The organism is Eudoraea sp., from assembly GCF_049669105.1.
Classification (GTDB): domain Bacteria; phylum Bacteroidota; class Bacteroidia; order Flavobacteriales; family Flavobacteriaceae; genus Eudoraea.
Genome location: NZ_JBATKE010000098.1, coordinates 1 through 19,406, shown reverse-complemented (window position 1 = coordinate 19,406; position 19,406 = coordinate 1). Strand labels below are relative to the sequence as shown.

Annotated in this window: 19 protein-coding genes and 1 tRNA gene; 10 read left to right on the top strand and 10 right to left on the bottom strand. The window is 35.4% G+C overall.

The features are described from left to right. Positions 1 to 3: 3 nt before the first annotated feature. Positions 4 to 501, bottom strand: coding sequence for a hypothetical protein (locus WBM60_RS08375; protein WP_424259114.1), 498 nt, complete (start codon positions 499 to 501; stop codon positions 4 to 6). Between the two features lie 282 nt (positions 502 to 783). On the opposite strand from WBM60_RS08375, the gene rplM reads away from it, so the two are divergent. From rplM to tsf, 4 genes are all read left to right on the top strand, one after another. Then, positions 784 to 1,239, top strand: coding sequence for a 50S ribosomal protein L13 (gene rplM / locus WBM60_RS08370; protein WP_424277496.1), 456 nt, complete (start codon positions 784 to 786; stop codon positions 1,237 to 1,239). Next, a complete protein-coding gene (gene rpsI, locus WBM60_RS08365) occupies positions 1,240 to 1,626 on the top strand; it encodes a 30S ribosomal protein S9 (RefSeq protein ID WP_424259112.1) in 387 nt (128 codons plus the stop codon). Between the two features lie 230 nt (positions 1,627 to 1,856). Beyond that, complete coding sequence (rpsB, locus tag WBM60_RS08360; protein ID WP_424277497.1) at positions 1,857 to 3,029, top strand: 30S ribosomal protein S2; 1,173 nt, start codon at positions 1,857 to 1,859, stop codon at positions 3,027 to 3,029. 57 nt (positions 3,030 to 3,086) lie between these two features. Continuing rightward, positions 3,087 to 3,911, top strand: coding sequence for a translation elongation factor Ts (gene tsf / locus WBM60_RS08355; RefSeq protein ID WP_299164336.1), 825 nt, complete (start codon positions 3,087 to 3,089; stop codon positions 3,909 to 3,911). A 135-nt stretch (positions 3,912 to 4,046) separates the two neighbouring features. Here tsf and WBM60_RS08350 read toward each other — a convergent pair whose 3' ends face one another. Further along, on the bottom strand, positions 4,047 to 5,918 hold the full coding sequence (locus WBM60_RS08350; protein ID WP_424282955.1) for a peptidase M61: 1,872 nt from the start codon (positions 5,916 to 5,918) through the stop codon (positions 4,047 to 4,049). Positions 5,919 to 6,073: 155 nt separating this feature from the next. Between WBM60_RS08350 and pyrH the strand changes: the two genes are divergently transcribed. The 6 genes from pyrH (at position 6,074) to WBM60_RS08320 (ending at position 13,889) form a co-directional block, all read left to right on the top strand. Continuing rightward, positions 6,074 to 6,781: a UMP kinase gene (gene pyrH, locus WBM60_RS08345; RefSeq protein WP_299164338.1), complete on the top strand. Its 708-nt coding sequence runs from the start codon at positions 6,074 to 6,076 to the stop codon at positions 6,779 to 6,781. Positions 6,782 to 6,820: 39 nt separating this feature from the next. Next, positions 6,821 to 7,375, top strand: a complete 555-nt coding sequence (gene frr, locus WBM60_RS08340; RefSeq protein ID WP_424264105.1) for a ribosome recycling factor — start codon at positions 6,821 to 6,823, stop codon at positions 7,373 to 7,375. A 456-nt stretch (positions 7,376 to 7,831) separates the two neighbouring features. Next, positions 7,832 to 10,234, top strand: a complete 2,403-nt coding sequence (locus tag WBM60_RS08335; RefSeq protein ID WP_424264107.1) for an efflux RND transporter permease subunit — start codon at positions 7,832 to 7,834, stop codon at positions 10,232 to 10,234. A gap of 96 nt (positions 10,235 to 10,330) precedes the next feature. Continuing rightward, positions 10,331 to 11,764, top strand: coding sequence for an asparagine--tRNA ligase (gene asnS / locus WBM60_RS08330; protein WP_424264109.1), 1,434 nt, complete (start codon positions 10,331 to 10,333; stop codon positions 11,762 to 11,764). Between the two features lie 62 nt (positions 11,765 to 11,826). Further along, positions 11,827 to 13,284 carry an RNA polymerase factor sigma-54 gene (gene rpoN / locus WBM60_RS08325; protein WP_424277499.1) on the top strand — a complete coding sequence of 486 codons (1,458 nt, stop codon included), beginning with the start codon at positions 11,827 to 11,829 and terminating at the stop codon, positions 13,282 to 13,284. Further along, positions 13,284 to 13,889 carry a hypothetical protein gene (locus WBM60_RS08320; RefSeq protein ID WP_424262915.1) on the top strand — a complete coding sequence of 202 codons (606 nt, stop codon included), beginning with the start codon at positions 13,284 to 13,286 and terminating at the stop codon, positions 13,887 to 13,889. Before rpoN ends, WBM60_RS08320 begins: the two co-directional genes overlap by 1 nt. 2 nt (positions 13,890 to 13,891) lie before the next feature. Here the strand turns inward: WBM60_RS08320 and WBM60_RS08315 are convergent, their stop codons facing one another. The 8 genes from WBM60_RS08315 to WBM60_RS08280 all read right to left on the bottom strand — a co-directional run bounded on the left by WBM60_RS08315 (position 13,892) and on the right by WBM60_RS08280 (position 19,263). Continuing rightward, complete coding sequence (locus WBM60_RS08315) at positions 13,892 to 14,575, bottom strand: porin family protein (RefSeq protein ID WP_424278812.1); 684 nt, start codon at positions 14,573 to 14,575, stop codon at positions 13,892 to 13,894. 105 nt (positions 14,576 to 14,680) lie between these two features. Further along, a complete protein-coding gene (locus tag WBM60_RS08310; protein WP_299164345.1) occupies positions 14,681 to 15,163 on the bottom strand; it encodes an ExbD/TolR family protein in 483 nt (160 codons plus the stop codon). 20 nt (positions 15,164 to 15,183) lie between these two features. Further along, positions 15,184 to 15,792, bottom strand: coding sequence for an ExbD/TolR family protein (locus tag WBM60_RS08305; protein ID WP_424277082.1), 609 nt, complete (start codon positions 15,790 to 15,792; stop codon positions 15,184 to 15,186). A 13-nt stretch (positions 15,793 to 15,805) separates the two neighbouring features. Then, on the bottom strand, positions 15,806 to 16,249 hold the full coding sequence (locus WBM60_RS08300) for a hypothetical protein (RefSeq protein WP_424277081.1): 444 nt from the start codon (positions 16,247 to 16,249) through the stop codon (positions 15,806 to 15,808). A gap of 24 nt (positions 16,250 to 16,273) precedes the next feature. Then, positions 16,274 to 17,059 (bottom strand): MotA/TolQ/ExbB proton channel family protein, encoded by a 786-nt coding sequence (locus WBM60_RS08295; protein WP_424260150.1) that lies wholly within the window; start codon positions 17,057 to 17,059, stop codon positions 16,274 to 16,276. A gap of 187 nt (positions 17,060 to 17,246) precedes the next feature. After that, positions 17,247 to 17,337, bottom strand: a tRNA-Ser gene (locus WBM60_RS08290). A gap of 69 nt (positions 17,338 to 17,406) precedes the next feature. After that, positions 17,407 to 18,435 (bottom strand): asparaginase, encoded by a 1,029-nt coding sequence (locus WBM60_RS08285; RefSeq protein ID WP_424260152.1) that lies wholly within the window; start codon positions 18,433 to 18,435, stop codon positions 17,407 to 17,409. Between the two features lie 60 nt (positions 18,436 to 18,495). Next, positions 18,496 to 19,263 carry a TatD family hydrolase gene (locus tag WBM60_RS08280; protein ID WP_424282954.1) on the bottom strand — a complete coding sequence of 256 codons (768 nt, stop codon included), beginning with the start codon at positions 19,261 to 19,263 and terminating at the stop codon, positions 18,496 to 18,498. Positions 19,264 to 19,406 lie beyond the last annotated feature (143 nt).

Below are 19,406 nucleotides of genomic sequence, written 5' to 3'. Positions count from 1 at the left end.
TTATTACTTTCTTGTAAAGACCAAAACACCACCATCATTAAAATTAGCAAAATCTAATTCCGTGGCATTTACTCTCATAGTATTTCCTGAAATTTCAGCATTCACAGTAGTCTCAACCTCATTTTCATCTATATAGGTTAATACTCCTCCTTCATACATATAGCTATCTACGCTAGTGTCTTTCTGAGTTGGACATGGAACATCGAGTCCTGTACCTCCGGGATTTACGTTTATCTCCAGGTAATTTCCTGAGTTTTCCGTAATGACGCTTAGGTCTGCATTAAAAGTAATGGTCATAATAGAACAATTTATTGCAGATAAAAAGCTTAAAATATCCTGGGCGTATTTTTCATCATCACTTGCCGTACTTTCATCAATTTCCAATGCGGTTAATTCCCATGAACCAACAATATCATTATCTTGAATTGAATCATCCTTGTCTGATGAGCAGGAAAATAAAAGAGCTGCTGCAATAAAAAGAGTTAATAGGTTACGTTTCATTTTAATTGGGTTTACAAATGTTTTATTTGTTGAAAAACGTAAAAAATGGCCATATAGTATATTTAGATAGTTAGATTAGAGTACGATTTTAAAGTTCATCTAACAGCCCTTATATATTACTTTATACATTATTCTCCAAATTTTGCTTAAAATATCAGATTTAAACAGTGATCATTATTTTTAAAAATTAGAGAAATAACGGTTTGCATTTAAACTTAATAGTTGTACATTTGCAGCCCGTTAATCGGGATTGAAGTGTTTAATTAATAAAAAAAAGAAGTAGTGGATACATTAAGCTACAAGACCAAATCTGCTAATAAGAATACTGTTGAAAAGCAGTGGTTATTAGTAGATGCTGAGGGCCAAACATTGGGACGTCTTGCTTCTAAAGTGGCAAAAATCTTAAGAGGTAAGAACAAACCAAATTTTACACCACACGTTGATTGCGGTGACAATGTTGTTATTGTCAACGCGGAGAAAATTCAACTTAGCGGTAATAAATGGGAAGACAAGACCTATACTAGGTATACCGGATATCCCGGAGGTCAAAGATCAACCACTGCTCGGGAACTCTTGGATAAAAATCCTGCAAGTATCATTGAAAAAGCAGTAAAAGGTATGCTTCCTAAAAACAAATTAGGAGCTGAGCTGTTTAGAAACTTAAGAGTTTATGCTGGCACTGATCATGATCAGGAAGCACAAAAACCAAAGGCTATTAACTTAAATGACCTTAAATAGATGGACATAATTCATAAAATAGGTAGAAGAAAAACGGCTGTTGCACGCGTTTATATTTCAGAAGGAAAAGGCAACATTACCGTTAATAAAAGGACATTAGAAGATTATTTCTCTACAGCTACTTTACAGTATAAAGTAAAACAACCTTTTGCTTTAACTAATACTGTGGATAATTATGATGTGAAAGTTAATGTTTACGGAGGTGGAATTACAGGACAGGCAGAAGCAGTACGCCTGGCTTTGTCAAGGGCTCTATGTGAGATTGAGGCCGAAAACAGGGAGTTTTTAAAACCTGAAGGATTGCTTACAAGAGATCCTAGAATGGTTGAACGCAAAAAGTTTGGTCAGAAAAAAGCAAGGAAGAAATTCCAATTCTCGAAACGATAAAAATAGTATATAGTCCTGGAAGGAATTCAGGATTTTTAACCCAAGTTCATTGAAAGTCTCTTGTATAAGAGACAATTAAAAATCTAAACCTTTAGTTACTTATATTTAAGGTAACTATAAAGCAGGTAAAGATTAAATTTAGTTTAGCATCTAAATGTTGGAGGCTTTCCACTAATAAGGAATACCACTTCAACATTGCTAATTCAAAAGAACGTAAACTAAGTATTAAAATGGCTAAGAAAGCTGAAGTTAAAGAATTATTAGAAGCAGGTGTGCACTTTGGACACCTTACACGAAAATGGAATCCAAATATGGCTCCTTACATCTACATGGAGCGGAATGGAATTCACGTAATCAATTTATATAAAACGGTTGCTAAATTGGAAGAGGCTAATGAAGCCTTGTCTAAAATTGCGGCCTCTGGCAGGAAGATCCTATTTGTTGCCACTAAGAAACAGGCAAAAGATATTGTTGCTGAGAAAGTATCCAACGTGAACATGCCATACATCACAGAAAGATGGCCAGGAGGTATGTTGACCAACTTTGTTACTATTAGAAAGGCAGTAAAAAAAATGGCTTCCATTGATAGGATGAAGAAAGATGGAACGTTTAACACCCTTTCTAAAAAAGAACGTTTACAGGTAGATCGTCTTCGTGCTAAATTAGAAAAGAACCTTGGTTCAATATCAGATATGACGCGTTTACCCGGAGCCTTGTTTATAGTAGATACTATGCGTGAGCATATTGCCGTAAAAGAGGCCCAAAAATTGAATATCCCCATATTTGCTATGGTGGATACCAACTCAGATCCAAGACCCATTAATTATGTAATTCCTTCCAATGATGATGCATCTAAATCTATTGATGTGATATTAACGGAAGTTACAAATGCAATTGCAGCTGGACTGGAAGAGCGTAAATCTGAAAAGCAAGCTGGAAAAGAAGGTGGTTCTGATGAAACTACTGCCAAATCCAAAACAGCAGTTGTAGCAAAAGAAAAGGAAGAAACCGTTGCGGTTACTAAAGCACCTAAAGAAGAAAAAGCTAAAGCTGTTAAAGAAAAAGATACGCCCAAGCAAACAAAAGAAGATGCTGAGCCGAAAACTGAGAAAAAGGAAGCTGCGGCAGTTAAAAAAACAGTGAAAGCAGATTCTGACAATCTTACCAAGATTGAAGGTATTGGTCCAAAAGCAGCCGAAGCACTTACCAAGGCAGGAATTGATTCATATGCGAAATTAGCTAAAGCAAATGCAGAAAAAATTAAGGAAATCCTGACTGAAGCGAGTTCCAGAATGGCACATTTAGATCCGGGTTCTTGGCCAAAACAAGCAAAAATGGCGGCTGATGGAAACTGGGATGAATTAAAAGATTGGCAGGATAAGGCTAAGGGTGGAGTAGAATAATTATAAATTAATTGACAACTGAACACGGGCTATCGTGTTCTATAAAAATAAAATAAAATGGTAAAAATTACCGCTGCAGAAGTTAACAATTTAAGAAAAACCACAGGTGCAGGAATGATGGACTGCAAAAACGCGTTGGTTGAGGCCGAAGGAGATTTTGAGAAAGCTATTGAAATCCTTCGAAAAAAAGGACAGAAAGTAGCTGCTAAAAGAGCAGACAGAGATTCCTCTGAAGGAGCCACTATAGCTCAGGTTAATTCTGACAAAACTAGTGGAGTTATTATATCGCTGAATTGTGAAACCGATTTTGTTGCCAAGAATGATAGTTTTGTTGCCCTTGCTAATGAGCTGGCTAAACTTGCACTTGATTTTGATAGTAAAGATGATTTCCTTAATGCTAATTACAATGGCATATCAGTACAGGAAAAACTAACTGAACAAACTGGTGTAATTGGTGAAAAAATTGAAATCGGTGGCTTTAGAAAACTAAATGCTCCTTTTGTAGGATCTTATATTCACGCGGGCAATAAGATTGCAACATTGGTAGGTCTTTCGAGTGCCGTTGAAGGCGCTGCTGTAGCTGCCAAAGATATAGCAATGCAGGCTGCGGCTATGAATCCGGTTGCGCTTGATGAATCCGCAGTAGATCAATCCGTTATTGATAAGGAAATAGAAATAGCCAAAGATCAATTACGTCAGGAAGGTAAGCCTGAGGCTATGTTGGATAATATTGCAAAGGGAAAATTAAAACGTTTCTTTAAAGACAATACTCTGGTTAACCAGGATTTTATTAAAGATAGTAAACAGAGTGTTTCTCAATATATCAAATCTGTTAATCCTGATTTGAAAATTACAGGTTTTGAAAGGGTAGCTTTAGGATAAAAAACCCATTTAATGTTTAAAAAAAACCACTTTTCTTTTTGAAAAGTGGTTTTTTTATTTGATCAATTTAGTCCAATCCTGTTCTTCCAGTCAAAAAGTTCATTTACTGAAATCTTAACTATTCCGGAGAAACACTTAGCCTTTGAGCCAGGCTCTCCTAAGTTTGGATTGAGGGGTGTTTTCCAAATTATCTATGGGTACAATAGTGGTTACTTTAAGGGTTGGTGTCCCAACTTTTCCTTGCAGTATTATTTCTTCCTCACCGCGTTGAACGACCATAGTAATTTTCCTGTCGGATGTCCATCCAAAACTTTGACCAATTATAGGCCTAATGGATTCTAATGAAATAGGCATCCCATCAATACTTCTTATAGTATCACCACCCTTTGCACCAAGATCTGTAAAGAAAGTATTTAACTCAATACCGCTTCTAATAAATATCGCATCATTATTAGTTTGATCAATATCTATAAATGGTATTTCACCATTTAAGAAATAACCGCTCCGCTCCTGCATGTCAGTCATCCTCAATCCAACAGAAGTCAAAATCTCAGCATAATTCAAAGGTGTATTACCTATAACATAAATATCAAAAAATGATTTGATTTCCGGATAGGTCATTGCCACAATTTCGTCAATAATATCCCCGTCCTCAAATGGCGTGTCATTGTCATATTTTTTTGAAAGTTCCTTCATTAACCATAATACTCCTTTTTCCCCATTACTCAATTCCCTCAGCTTAATATCCAAAGACATATTTAATAAGGCTCCCTTTTCATATACATTGGCATAATTCCCTTTATATGGATCTTCCAAAACATTTCTGCTCATTGTTGTAAATGACATTGCATCATCATAGGACTTGGAGTTATTTATTTTATCTACAATTCGTCTATAGAATTCAGCCTCATCAATTAAACCTTGTTGAATCTGAAACAGGTTGGCGAAATATTCGGTAGTCCCCTCATACATCCATAAGTGTTCCGACATTTTAGGATCATTAAAATCAAAAAATTGAATTTCCTTTGAATGCACATTCAAGGGTGTAACAATATGAAAAAATTCATGTGAAACAACATCTATCATTGCTTTTTCAAGAGTTTCTATGGGCATTTGCTCAGGAAGTACCACAACGGTAGAAGTGTGATGTTCCAGGGCTCCGAATCCGGAAGCATCACTTTCGTCTAAGGTAGACAGATACAATAATATATTATATTCCTTAGTACCATCAATCTCGCCAAGAAATGCTTTTTGAGCTCTCATCATACGCTCCATACTCTCCTTCAAATCTGTGGCCAAATACATGTCATTTGGAGAGTAAACACTCAAATTAACTGTAATATCATTAATGGCAAAAGAAGCTATGTTTGCTTTCGCATATAGAATTGGATTATCTACTACTTCAAAATACCTTGAAGCAACAAAGACATCTGTGGTATTACTGGAATCATCTTGCTTTTTAATTAATGATGTTGTGGGTATTAGATCCGAAGGGGAAGAAACAATTAACTCATAGGGTACTTCCTTTAACCCTTCAAAATAACCTACAAATCCATGAAGATTCAATACAAAATTTTTGCCCTTTAAAATATTTGTCCCGGCAGGAGAAAATACCGGATCGTTTAATTCACTTTCACTATCATAAGTATCCGTTACATAATAAGCGATCTTATCTAATTTTGTTGCATCCGAGATATTCCATTCATTGGTTCCTATTGAAGTAACCAAAAGTTCATTACCCTGATAATCAATAGCCTTAAGGTCTTCTATATACTGGCCATAGTCATCTTCACTGTAAGTCCCTGGAACGGTTTTTGGAATAAAAAAAGAAATGTTTTGTTTGCTAAATGAGCCCGGGTTCATTGTTACTCTTACCCTGTCATTATCAACGTTTACCAAATCTATTGTTGTTTCGATAACTGCTTTATCTGCAGACAATACGGACTTTGTAGAACCACAACCATATAATAATACAAGGAAAACATATAGGATAATTAATTTTTTCATTTGAACCTGAGATAGTATTGTTATAAACAAGATTATTAAAATTAATCTAGATCATATGAGTTATTAGGAAATAATTAAGATGATCATTAAACCTTAACGAAGAGTTCTCATAAATATTTTTGATTATTTTTGTTTCCAAATCAGGTAAGGACAATATGTTATACAAACGAATACTTCTTAAACTCAGTGGTGAAGCACTAATGGGCAACAAGCAATACGGGATAGATGCGATGAGACTGGCAGCCTATGCAAAAGAAATTAAGGAAGTCGTAGACCTGGGGGTTGAAGTAGCAATTGTCATTGGGGGAGGAAATATTTTTAGGGGACTTGCCGGTGCCAGTAACGGCATGGATAGAGTTCAAGCGGATCATATGGGGATGTTGGCAACAGTCATCAATGGTTTGGCATTACAGAGTGCTTTGGAACACAATGGGGTACAAACAAGATTACAATCTGCTATAAAGATCAACGAAGTTGCGGAACCTTTTATCAGAAGAAGAGCAATGCGCCATTTAGAAAAAGGACGGGTAGTTATTTTTGGGGGAGGTACCGGAAACCCATATTTCACTACAGATTCTGCTGCAGTTTTAAGAGCCATTGAAGTTGAAGCTGACGTTATTTTAAAAGGCACTAGAGTTGACGGTATTTATACCAGTGATCCTGAAAAAGACAAAACGGCTACCAAATTCGATACTATTAGCTTTAATGATGTACTAACCAAAGGTTTAAAAGTAATGGATACCACTGCTTTTACACTAAGTCAGGAAAACAATCTTCCAATTGTTGTTTTTGATATGAACAAAAAAGGCAATCTTATGAAAATAGTATCAGGTGAAAATATTGGAACGGTAGTAGATCTTTAGTTTGATATAGTTTGTGTAAATAGGTTATAAAAATTTGTTATGGACGAAGATGTTAAATTTATTTTAGAGGCCACCAAAGAAAGCATGGACGGTGCTATATTACATTTGGAAAAGGCATTAGTAAAAATTAGAGCAGGGAAAGCTAATCCCGCCATGTTATCGTCGGTAATGGTGGAGTATTATGGCTCTCAGACTCCCTTGTCCCAGGTGTCAAATATAAATACTCCTGATGCACGAACACTTTCTGTTCAACCCTGGGAGAAAAATATGCTGTCCGAAATAGAAACAGCTATTATGAATGCTAACCTTGGTTTTAATCCTATGAATAATGGAGAGGTAGTCATTATTAATGTTCCCCCTCTAACCGAAGAAAGAAGAATACAATTAGTAAAGCAGGCGAAAGGGGAAGCGGAAGAAGCTAAAATAAGTGTTCGTAGTGCAAGGCAGGAAGCTAATAAAGAGATAAAGAACCTGGGGATATCAGAAGATCTTGAAAAAAACGCGGAAATTGATATTCAGGAAATGACCAACACTTACACAGAAACAATAGACAACATACTTCATGTAAAGGAAGCAGAGATTATGAAAGTCTAATTATTTATTTCACCAGATGTTTACCGGAAGTTTATGGCGTATTAACCTTAAGCTATGTGCCAATACCTTTTAAGAAGTATAAATCTATCCCTCAAAATAAATTGCAATAATGGCTACGACCACGATAATAGCACAAATGACTATTAATACACGATACAGTATAATGGCAATTCTACTATAGTTTTTCTCATCAGACATAGCATCATTTCGTTAAACCCTTTTTATTTTTAATGGAGTTTTATTTCTCCTCAATTTACATAAATTCTAAATCAAATAATACTTTGTGCTACTTATGATTCCGCTTGCTATTTTATAGGGCGTTTCTAGGTACAGTCCTGCTTGTTTTCTACCTTTGCCGCGATCAAAAAACACAATAGTAAATAAAGATTGTCCTAATTGAATTGGTCATCAGACCTAAGTGTTCATAAAAAACACATTCAATTCTTAAATAATAGTATGGTTGCGAAGATTACAAAAGGATTTTGGGGAAAGGTTGCAAGAATTATTCTTAGAAACAGAATTCTTATCCTGATTGCAATTACTGGTATCACTGTTTTCCTGGGTTTTCAATGGAAGAATATGCAATTTTCTACTTCTGAGGCGAATCTACTCCCCGATGATCACCCGCTGAATATTGCTTATGAAGATTTCCTTGAAAAATTTGGTGAAGAGGGAAATACCATTGCTTTTGCCATTAAAGACAGTTTACTTTATGAAGTTGAAAATTTTAACAGATGGAACAGATTAAGTAAACAATTGGCTGCTTTTCCCGAAGTGGACTATGTTGTATCTGTAGATAATCTTAAAGAACTTATACGAGACAAAGAAGAACAGCAATTTATTCTGCGTCCATTAATTCAACAGACCCCTCTCAATAATATTGAAGTAGACAGTCTTACCGAATATATGTTCAATAATTTACCTTTTTATGATAACCTGTTATATAATAAAAAAACAAGAACCATAAGAACACTTGTCTATATGGACAAGGATATTGTAAACACTCCTGTTCGGAAAGATTTTATTTTAAAAGACCTTCATACACTAATAAAAGATTTTGAAAAGGAAACCAAAATGGATGTTCGGGTATCGGGGATGCCCTATATACGAACAATGAACACTCAAAATATTATTGATGAAATAGGGATATTCATTGCAGCAGCTCTTATTGTTACCTCCTTAATTTTCTTTTTCTTTTTCCGTAGTGTACGAGCAACGCTAATTTCCATGTGTGTAGTGCTAATTGGAGTTATGTGGGCCTTTGGGATACTTGGGCTCCTGAAATATGAAATTACGGTTCTAACAGCTTTAATTCCACCTCTCATCATAGTAATTGGGATTCCTAATTGCATTTTTCTAATTAATAAATACCAACAGGAAGTCAAAAAACATGGAAATCAGGCTTTATCCTTAAAAAGAGTAATATCAAAAATTGGTAACGCAACACTCATGACCAACGTGACTACCGCATGTGGTTTTGCAACCTTTATTATAACAGACAGTAAACTTTTGACCGAGTTTGGTATAGTGGCATCCATAAATATACTATGCATCTTTATGCTTTCAATACTTATTATACCAATCGTGTATAGTTTTATGTACCCTCCAAAAACAAAACATCTGAAACACCTCAACAAAAAATGGATAGATGGTTTTGTAAATTGGATGGAGCATATAGTACGGGAAAAAAGGATAACTATTTATTCCATCTCTTTGATAGCACTAATAATTAGCATTATTGGGATTTATCAAATAAAAATTTCCGGGAATCTCGTTGAAGACATGCCTAAAAACACCGGCTTTTATAAAGACATCCAATTTTTTGATGAAGAGTTTAACGGAATCATGCCCATTGAAATTGTTATAGATACAGAAAGAAAAAAAGGGGTGCTAAAACCTGTTACACTGAAAAAAATGAATGAGTTGGGGGAAATGATTGAAGAGACCCCTGAATTATCCAAACCCATATCCGTTGTTAATTTAGTAAAGTATTCCAAGCAGGCTTTTTATAGCGGCATTCCTAAATATTACCAATTACCCACATCTCAGGAATACAATTTTATTATGGATGTAGCCCGAAAATCTCAGGGTAATGAAGGGTTAATTGAAAATTTTGTCGACAGCACTGGGCAGGTTGCCAGGATTACCACTTTCATCAAAGATGTACCGACAGACAGAATGGAAGAAATTGAAAAATCGATGCTAGATGAAATCAAGAAGATTTTTCCGGCCGATCGTTTTAATGTTTATGTGACCGGAAAAGCATTACTTTTTTTAAAAGGCACTAAATATTTAGTAAAGAATTTAGTGCTTTCTTTATCTCTTGCTATTGGTTTAATAGCTCTATTTATGGCTTATTTATTTCGTTCTTTCAGAATGATCGTTATTTCTTTAATTCCAAATCTTTTACCCCTGGCTATTACTGCAGGTATTATGGGTTTTGTAGGTGTGCCCATTAAACCTTCAACGATATTAGTTTTTAGTATCGCATTCGGGATTTCAGTAGATGACACCATTCACTTTCTGGCGAAATACAGGCAAGAACTGACCGCTAACCATTGGCGAATTCAAAAATCGGTTTATGCCGCCTTGCGCGAGACCGGCGTTAGTATGTTTTATACTTCTATTGTCCTTTTCTTTGGCTTTTCGGTATTTACAATTTCGAGTTTTGGGGGAACTGTAGCACTGGGTGCATTGGTTTCTGCTACATTACTCTTTGCCATGTTGGCAAATTTAATTTTGCTTCCTTCACTTCTTCTTTCATTAGAACGGAGTATTGCAAACAAAGAAGTTCTCAAAAAACCACAAATAGATATTCTTCCCAAGGAAGAACTACCCAGAAGTGGCTTGGAAAATTAAGTTGTAGGTTCACGCCAGGTATTTTATAAACGGTTTAGAGCCAAATATTTTTACCAAAAAGTTATCTTTGCCATTCAAATTCAGATTTGATCTCATATGAAATCATACAGCATTAATGAGCTACTTCAGTTACCACCTTTAAAACAGGAGGTAGAAGTAAATGGGTGGGTCAAAACATTTAGAAGCAATCGTTTTATCGCTTTAAATGATGGCTCTACCATTAACAATATCCAATGTGTGGTTGATTTTGAACAATTCAATGAAGACTTACTAAAGAATATTTCAACAGGTGCTGCTTTGAAAATAAAGGGGGTCTTGGTGGAAAGCTTGGGAAAAGGACAAAACGTTGAGATACAAGCACATGAAATCTTTGTTCATGGCGTATCTGACCCGGATAGTTATCCTATTCAACCCAAAAAGCATTCAATGGAGTTTTTACGGGAGCAGGCACATTTGAGGATACGTACGAATACCTTTGCAGCCGTCATGCGTGTCAGATCTGCCCTCTCATTTGCGATTCATTCTTACTTCCGACAAAACGGTTTTTATTATTTTCATGCTCCAATAATTACAGGTTCAGATGCAGAAGGAGCAGGTGAAATGTTTAGAGTTAGTACACTGGATCCAAAAACCCCGCCATTGACAGATAATGGTGAGGTGAATTATAGAGAAGATTTTTTTGGTAAGGAAACAAATCTAACGGTCTCAGGGCAGCTCGAAGCCGAAGCCTATGCCATGGGATTGGGCAAGGTATATACTTTTGGTCCAACTTTTAGGGCAGAAAATTCCAATACTTCTAGACATCTCGCAGAGTTTTGGATGATTGAACCTGAAATGGCTTTTTATGATCTTACCGATAATATGGATCTGGCAGAAGATTTTATTAAAAATATCATCTCTTATCTGTTAGAAAACTGTGAAGAAGATTTGGCATTCCTTGAAAAAAGGCTTCTCGATGAAGAAAAAACAAAGCCTATGGCCGAACGAAGTGAAATGGGGTTAATAGATAGGTTGAAATTTGTAGTGGATAATGATTTTAAAAGAATTACGTATACCGAAGCAATCGAAATATTAAGGAATAGCAAGCCAAACAAAAAGAAAAAATTTCAATACCAAATTGACGAATGGGGTGCAGATTTACAAAGTGAGCACGAGCGCTATTTAGTAGAAAAACATTTTAAATGTCCAGTTATTTTATTTGATTATCCAGCTAAAATAAAGGCGTTTTATATGCGTTTAAATGAAGACGGCAAAACAGTACGAGCCATGGATATTCTATTCCCGGGAATCGGAGAGATAGTAGGTGGGTCTCAGCGTGAAGAAAGACTGGACGTCTTAAAAGAAAAAATGGCCGCTTTGGGGATCGATGAAAAAGAACTTTGGTGGTATCTAGATCTAAGGAAATTTGGAACTGCGGTTCATAGTGGATTTGGACTCGGTTTTGAGCGAATGGTACAATTTGTTACCGGAATGGGTAATATAAGAGATGTGATCCCTTTTCCAAGAACACCACAAAACGCAGAGTTTTAAAGCCTAAATCGTTACATCATATTAATTCTTTAACTTTATAGATAGGAAAAGAATACAAGCTTATGCTCAAACAACATTTACAGTTTAAATTATCGCAAAAGCTATCTCCTCAACAGATTCAGTTGATGAAGCTTATTCAGCTTCCTACACAGGCATTTGAACAACGAATAAATCAGGAACTTGAGGAAAATCCGGCCTTAGAAAGTGGCAAAGAAGAAAAAAATTCATTAGATGACGATTTTAGTGAAGACTATGAAGGGGAATCAGATAGTGAAAGCATAGGTGCAGAAGATATTAATATTGATGATTATTTAAGTGATGATGAAGTGCCTGATTATAAGACAAGGGCTAATAATTATAGCCCGGATGATGATGAAAAGAGCATTCCATATGCGGCCGGTATCTCGTTTAATCAATACCTAATTAATCAATTAAATACAGTATATCTTAATGACCATGAATGGGCTATTGCCGAATTTTTAGTCGGTAGTGTTGATGAGAGTGGTTATATACGAAGACCTTTAGCTGATATTGCAGACGATTTGGCGTTTACCCAAAACATCCATTGCGAAGAGGCGGATATAGAAAGGGTTTTAAAAATTGTCCAGGAATTGGATCCACCTGGCGTTGCTGCAAAAACATTAGATGAGTGTCTCATTCTTCAGCTTAAACGAAAAGAGAGAACACCAAATATTGAATTAGCCATCAACATTCTGGATAAATCCTTTGAGCAGTTTACCAAAAAGCATTATAACAAACTGCTTCAGAAATATGATATAACTGAAGATGAGCTAAAAGAAGCTGTATCAGAAATTGAAAAGTTAAACCCTAAGCCAGGTGGATCGTATGCTGGTAGTAATAAGGTTATTGAACATATTGTTCCGGATTTTTCTATTAAGATAGTGGATGGAGAACTGGAATTGACCTTAAATGGAAGAAATGCTCCTGAACTTCATATTTCGAATGAGTATAGTAATATGTTAGCTGGTTATAAAAGTGCTAAGGATAAGTCCAAGTCACAAAAAGATGCTGTAATGTTCATCAAACAGAAGTTAGATTCTGCAAAGTGGTTTATAGATGCCATAAAACAGCGGCAACAAACGCTCTATATCACTATGAATGCAATAATGCAATATCAAAAAGAATACTTTCTTAGCGGTGATGAACGCAAATTGCGACCAATGATCTTAAAAGATATTGCAGATGCTATTCATATGGATGTATCCACAGTATCACGAGTAGCCAATAGTAAATATGTTGATACTCCCTATGGCACCAAATTAATAAAAGAATATTTCTCGGAATCAATGAAGAATGAAGAAGGGGAAGATGTCTCAACTAGGGAAATCAAGAGTATATTGGAGACTGTAATAAGCGATGAAGAAAAGAAAAAACCACTTACAGATGATAAATTGGCAGCCTTGCTAAAAGACAAGGGATATCCAATTGCCAGGCGAACCGTAGCTAAGTACAGAGAACAATTGGGTATCCCTGTAGCGCGTCTTAGAAAGCAGATTTAATGAAACTGTTTTTCAAAATAATTTCTTATTTATTCCATCCTATTTTTGTGCCTATTGCCGGCACCATTACTTATTTTGTTATAACCCCGAAATACAGCCCACTTGAACTTCAAAGTGGCAACATATTACCTATTTTCATACTTACTATCATCATTCCGATTATTATCTTTTTTATTTTGAAAAACCTGGGAGTTGTAAGTTCAATTTTTTTACCGGGCACAAATGAACGTAAATATCCTTTGATGATTCAAATTGCCCTACTCCTAATGATAATAATAAAGGTAATCCCCAATAATTACACCCTTGAAGTGAATTTTTTCTTTGTAGGCTTACTCAGTGCTACTATGGCCTGCCTTTTTTTGATTTTTTTTAAATTTAAAACCAGTTTACATATGGTGGGTATGGGCAGTTATCTTATGTTTTTAATAGCCCTGAGCATTCATTTTGAAATTAATATAATTATTGCCATAAGCCTTTTTACCCTCTTAACGGGAATTCTAGCTACCGCCAGGCTCTATCTCAATAGGCACAGCAGAGCAGAAGTATTAATAGGTTTTCTAATTGGATTTGGGTCCCAATTATTGATTATCAAATTTTGGCTATAGCTTTATAAAATATAAAAGATAATTCCAATTCTTAAGGGTCGGAATTCAATTGAATCTCCCTCAACAGTGCTTACATCATTGTTAAACAAATTACTTAATGCATAATAAGCATGCACATTAAAGGTACTATAGCCAAAATTAAGCATTACTCCATATCTAAAATTACGGATATCGGAGTTATTAAAAGAAATCTTTGCTGAATTAGAGACAAATTTGGATCTACTACCTACAATATAACCCAATTTCATTCCTGCATAAACTCGCCAAAATTTGTATTCACTGGGTGTGGATGTACGCCATCTGAGTTCTATAGGCATTTCAATCACATGTGTATCTAATTTATTGCGCTTATAGGATACATCAGAATCAAGTACAATATATTCCAGACCACTCTCGGTTTCATTCACAAACAAATTCGTATAATACGTATTATATGCATAACCAAGACCCACACCTATTCCAAAATTTCTACGACTGTTTAAGGGAATATCCTTTATAAATCCGCCTACTAATCCGTAAGAAAAATTTCCCTGAGTAACTCCATCAGGTTTATTCAGTATAAAGTTATACGTTATACCAAGATAAAATTGATCTTCCAGGTATTTAAGATCCTCAACCTCAGCATTCTCCTGTGCCCAAAGAGTTATCGTGCAACCCAAAATTAAAAATGGTAGATAGCGCTTCATATTAAATTAAAGGTAAATAATAAACGAAACCAAGCGTAAAAAAAAGCGCTTCAAAATATATTTTGAAGCGCTTTTTACAATTATATAAGTATGAAAGTTAATTCTTTACTGCAAATTTCTAAAAGCATCACCCTCATAGGTTGTATAATTAACCTTTAGAGCGTTTACTTTTCGTAACTCTTGTTTTATATCCGATATAAGACCCATATTGGCATCTTTATCCACTTTAAGAGCAGTAGTTAAAACATTCTGCAGTTCCTGAGATTTTTTAGCTCTTTCCTGCAAAATAAAATCTCCAACTTCTGAAACGTTTGCAAATTTATCATTCAGTTGTATTTTTGGTTCAGTACCAAAAACCTTCTGATATTCTCGAGTGGGTTTACCCACATAGATGTACAATACCCTATCCTTTTTTTCCAACTTCTTTACCTCACTAGCATTTGGCAAGGTATTCTGAACCATTAACGAGCTGTCTTTCATTACGGTTACCGTCATAAAAAAGAACAATAGCATAAAAACAATATCTGGTAAGGAAGCCGTAGATACCGCGGGTAAATCCCCATCTTTTTTCTTATTAAATTTTGCCATAATTATAACTTAACTCCCGGTTAATTACTAGTTGATGTTTCTGCCTCGGACAATTTTTGAGGAAATATTTCCTGCACTTTTTGAACCTTTTCTTTTAAATCTTCCCTAATACCAGATGGTGTTTCAGGATTTAGAAACTCAGATTCCATTTCCGTAAAATCTCTTCCATAAAGACGTTGTGCTTCTCTATTTCGAAGATCATTGTAGGCACCTACCAACTCATTTTGCACCGTTATATAAGTGCCATACTTGGTTTCTCGATCATTTTTTAGAGATATTATAGCTTTTGTTGGATTATCTGAAGAACTGGCATCCCTTTTACCCTTACAGAAATTGCAACTACCATCACCTCCATTATCTAGAAATGCTATAGCTCTCGCCCTAAGCTGTTTAAGATCTAGTAACTCTTCTTCAACCAGCAACTGACCATTTTTGTTGATATTAACCGTAAAAATATTCTTTTGCTTAATGACAACATCTGTGTCTGGCGGCTCCATCGGCGGAAGCATCCTGTCCAACCCCGCATCTGTTTCAATAGTAGTAGTTACTAAGAAAAAAATGAGCAGTAAGAAGGCTATATCTGCCATAGATCCTGCATTAACTTCTGGTGGTCCTCCTCTTCTAGGCATAGTTTAAATGTTTTTATTTGTTTGTCATATTCTTAAATGCACCCAAGGCCATAGCTACAAGAGCTATAAGGACAAGGAGAAAAAACATATTGAGACCAGTCCCAATTCTTCTTATCGTAGTTTCTGAAGTTGCAATACCCCTGTTGGCCATTTCTTCAATACTGACGTCCGTGCCACTTGCAAGAACATATGAAATGATAACAACCACTATAAATCCACCAATAACCATAAGGGTTTTTTTCAGACTTTGAGGATTTGCAAATAAACTCTTTAGTGTAAATAATAGACTCACAGCCACTGCAATTGCCAATAGAATATAGGTTATAATGAACATAAAATTCATCGCCCCACTTCCTACTGCTTCCGAAGCAGGAACATCTCTTCCTGGCAGTTGATACCACAGTATCGCAGATAACGCTCCTAAAACAACCAATACTATTTTAACTATTTTATTCATAATATTTATTATTTAGTGTGCGATTTATTTTTTGTGGTCTACCAACATATCGATCAATGAGATAGACGAATCTTCCATGTCATTTACAATACTATCTATTTTAGCGATAATATAATTATAGAAAATTTGAAGAATAATAGCCGTTATCAGACCAAAAACCGTGGTTAATAACGCAACCTGAATATCCCCTGCAATTAACGAGGCACTAAGGTTACCAACCGCGCTAATTTTTTGGAAGGCCTGGATCATACCAATAACCGTTCCCATGAACCCTAACATAGGTGCAATAGCTATAAATAAGGATAACCAGGAAACATTTTTCTCTAACTGTCCCATCTGAACACCACCGTAAGCGACAACTGCTTTTTCAGCTGATTCAATACTTTCACCGGCTCTATCTAAGCCCTGGTAATAAATAGAAGCAACCGGTCCTTTTGTATTTCTACATACCTCTTTTGCAGCTTCGATACCTCCTGAAGCAAGAGCATCTTCTACTTGTTGCTTTAATTTAGTAGTATTGGTACTTGCCATATTCAAATAAATGATTCTTTCAATAGCAACAGCCAAACCTAAAATCAAACATAAGAGAACAATCCCCATAAAACCAGCTCCACCTTGAATAAACTGCTCTTTTAAAACCTGGGTAAAACCTTTGGTTGATTCATCCATTGCCTCGTCCTGAAGCATTATTGTAGCCGTAGCCACAGTTGTAGATAAATTAGAAACTATTGCGTTCGCTTTTGCGCTTACCGTATTTGTGCTTAGAACAAATAACCCGGCCATGGCCAGGATCGAGAATAATCTTTTCATTTCTTTCAAACTTAAATTTAGTTAGTTAATAGGGTTAAAGATAAAAAAAAAATACAATTAAAAAATTAAAACTTCGTACTATTAGAAGGCTGATGCTATTGAATTTCCCAATTCCTTCATATTAGGAATAAAAAAGATGAATTTAACTTCTTTATAAACCTAGTGTAAAATACTAATTTCTTGTTTATGGCAGAGAGGAAGGGATTCGAACCCTCGATACACTTTTGGTGTATACACACTTTCCAGGCGTGCGCCTTCGACCACTCGGCCACCTCTCTATCCTGTAAATAACAGGGCGAGCAATTAACAAAAAAAAAACTGGTTTAAAAAACTTTAACCACTTAATTTTAGGTCAATTCTCCTCGCAGTGAAGTTTCAAAAATTGTTCTAAACGATTTATGTGAAACACCACTACCCAAAAGGTACATAAGTTTTGTAATTGCAGCTTCAGAGGTGATATCACCTCCATCGATAAGTTGTAATTTCTTAAGCTCTTCACTCGTACTATATCGACCCATAATTACTGAGCCCCCTGAGCACTGAGTTACATTGACAATATGTAATCCTTTCTTTATAGCTTCCTTTAGATCTGACAACAACCAATCGTCAGTAGGTGCATTGCCTGCACCATATGTTTCAAAAACCAAGGCTTTTAAGTTTGGCGTGTTCAATATTGCCCTTAACAATTCCCGACTAAAACCTGGGAAAAGTTTAAAAATTGCAACATTGGTGTCCATCATTTTATGGACCGTTAACTTTTTACTCTTCTGATTTTTTAAAAGATAATTATGATTGATCTTTAAATGAACCCCTGATTCCACAAGAGCGGGGAAGTTCAATGATGTGAATGCCTCAAAGTGTTCCGCATTAATTTTAGTAGTTCTGTTCGCACGGTATAGTTTATATTCAAAATACAGACATACCTCCTGTATTACGGCTTGGTTATTTTCTTGCAAGGCGGCTATTTGAATAGAAGTGATAAGATTTTCCTTAGCATCTGTACGAAGATCCCCGATCGGTAATTGTGAACCTGTGAAAATTACGGGTTTAGAAAGGTTTTCGAGCATATAACTCAAAGCAGATGAAGAATAACTCATAGTATCACTGCCCTGAAGAACAACAAAACCGTCATACCTGTCGTAATGCTTCTCAATTATGGTAGCTATAGAAACCCAATGTGAAGGGTCCATATTGGAAGAATCAATTGGTTTTTTAAATGATATACTTTCAATTTTACACTCCAACTGACTTAATTCCGGGATATTACTTACTAGTTTATTAAAATCAAAAGCTCTTAAGGTTCCTGAAGCGTAATCTTTAATCATTCCTATGGTGCCTCCGGTATAGATAAGTAATATGCTAACTTTTTTGCTCATTCAGCTAAGTGATTTTATGTTTATACTATTATGGTATATATGCTTAAAAGTTAAAAAGTACTATATCCCAAATACCTCTTTTGAATTCTGTGTTGTAATATTTGCAATCACTTTTTCATCCTGATGATAGATCTGTGAGAGTTTTTTTAATACTTGTAGTAAATATACACTTTCATTGCGTTTACCTCTGTAAGGTTCAGGTGCCAGATAAGGACTATCTGTTTCCAATACAATATGATTTAAGTCAATCTTGTTTAAAAATGTATCAATTTTTCCGTTTTTAAAGGTAACTACTCCCCCTATTCCCAGCTTCATATTATAACCTAATGCCCTTTTAGCTTGTTCTTCTGTACCGGTAAAACAGTGAAATATCCCAAAAAGATCTTCTCCTTTTTCTTCTTCGAGCACCTCAAATATTTCGTCGAAAGAATCCCTGCAATGAATTACTATAGGTAAGCCATACTTTTTCGCGAGGTGTATTTGAAATTTAAATGCCTCAAGTTGTTCGTTTATATAAGTCTTATCCCAATAGAGATCTATTCCTATCTCGCCTATGGCATAGAATGGCCTTTTTGATAACATATGTTCAACATGCAGGAGCTCTTCTTTAAAATTCTCTTTTACATGAGTTGGATGTAACCCCATCATCAGAAAGATGTTTTTGGGGTAGTGCAGTTCAAGGTCCAACATTGATTTGGTATAGGAAGAATCAATAGACGGAATGAAAAAGCGTTCAATTCCGTGGTCAATGGCATTTTGTATAACCGTATCCCTGTCCTCATCAAAGGCTTCACTATATAAATGGGTGTGCGTATCTGTAATAATCATAGAGCAAAAATAGAATTATCTTTGTCAAAAAACATATTAGATGGGCAATCTGAAAAAAGTTTTAAAGAATAAAGGATATTCTAAAATTCCCCTGATTATAAGCGGCACGAATCATTTGGAGATTAATGCCAGTATTAATGGAA